Source organism: Candidatus Phytoplasma sp. AldY-WA1 (genome assembly GCF_020312115.2).
Classification (GTDB): domain Bacteria; phylum Bacillota_I; class Bacilli_A; order Acholeplasmatales; family Acholeplasmataceae; genus Phytoplasma; species Phytoplasma vitis.
On sequence record NZ_JAHRHX020000111.1, the window covers coordinates 1 to 1,331 of the forward strand.

Consider the following 1,331-nt stretch of genomic DNA (forward strand, 5'->3'; position numbering starts at 1 on the left):
CAATCATTATTTTTAATGAATCATTAATTTTTTCTAAATTATTTTTATTTGTATCAATGCTAAATATTTCTTTAATTTGGTTTAATATTGTTTTAATTTGTTTCCAAAACGATTTTTTTAAAAAAATTTTTTTTAAAGTATTAATAAATTTTAAAGCTTCTTCACATGAAATATATTTTTTCAAAAAAATGTATATTTCATATCTTAAATTATTATATATTGATTGTTTTAAATTTTTTCCATTATCTAATATATGAAAATAATCATAACCAATAATATAGATTTTGTTATTTATTTCGTGAAATAACAATCTTCCTGCATTTGTAATCGAAATTTGACATATTCTTAAATTTTTTGTTTTATTATATAATTCATTACATTTTTCTTTAATTTTTAAGAATTCTATTTTATGAAAATGAAAATTTTTATACGTTTTAATAAATTCCCATTCATGAATTTTATATTCATTCAATACATAAATAACTTGTAAAAAAACATCAAAACCATAATTATTGAAACTAAATTTTCCTTTATTTATAAACGATAGTTGTTCAATTTTATAATCAAATTTCATATTTAAAAAACTTTCTTAAAAATAAAAAAAATATAATTATAAAGGATTTGCAGTATAATATTCAAAAATATCTTTTTCTGAAATAATATTATCACTCGGATCAAAAAAATCATCTTTAAAATTATTAATCCAAGGATCTTCTTGATGTGTTTTACTTGAAAGTTCAAAAGGTTTCATATTACCATATTTATTTAAAATATATTCAATTGATTCTACTCGTTCTTTTGTTAATTTAACAGATGTAAATTCATTTTCTTTAATTAAATTAACAGGTTTATCACCATATTGTGCTAGTTTAAAATATAAATTAGGGAAAACTGGACCATAAATCCAAGCATGAATAGAACAATCAGGAAAAAGTTCTTTACTAGAATCTTTTTTATTTTTTACTAAATAATAAGCATGGATATAATATAAAAGTTTTTGTAATTTTAAATTAGTTATTGTTGAGTCTTTTTTAATAATATAATTTGCCATAGCAAATAAAATGTTTTCAAAATTAGAATTTTTCATATTAATATTTCCTTTTTGAAAATTAATTTTAATAACATTATTATAATATATTTTTTTAAATAATACAAATTGTTTATTTAAATTAATAATTTGTTTTTCTAGTTTTTTAATTTGGTTTTTCATAATATTTTCCTTTTTGGTTGAATTTGGATGTAAAAAAAGACTCTCGAAAATGAGAGTCTTGGGTTTATTTATTTTATATATTGTTTTTTTTATTATTGTTGTCTATTAGTTTTTTTTCTAT

The 1,331-nt window shown here is 17.4% G+C and carries 2 protein-coding genes; both read right to left on the reverse strand.

Annotation, left to right across the window (positions count from 1 at the left end; translation table 11 throughout):
• A partial coding sequence (locus KTO59_RS04295; RefSeq protein ID WP_284928822.1) for a hypothetical protein occupies positions 1–574 on the reverse strand: 574 nt, incomplete at its 3' end.
• Between the two features lie 36 nt (positions 575–610).
• On the reverse strand, positions 611–1,210 hold the full coding sequence (locus tag KTO59_RS04300) for a Panacea domain-containing protein (RefSeq protein ID WP_284928823.1): 600 nt from the start codon (positions 1,208–1,210) through the stop codon (positions 611–613).
• Positions 1,211–1,331: the final 121 nt, after the last annotated feature.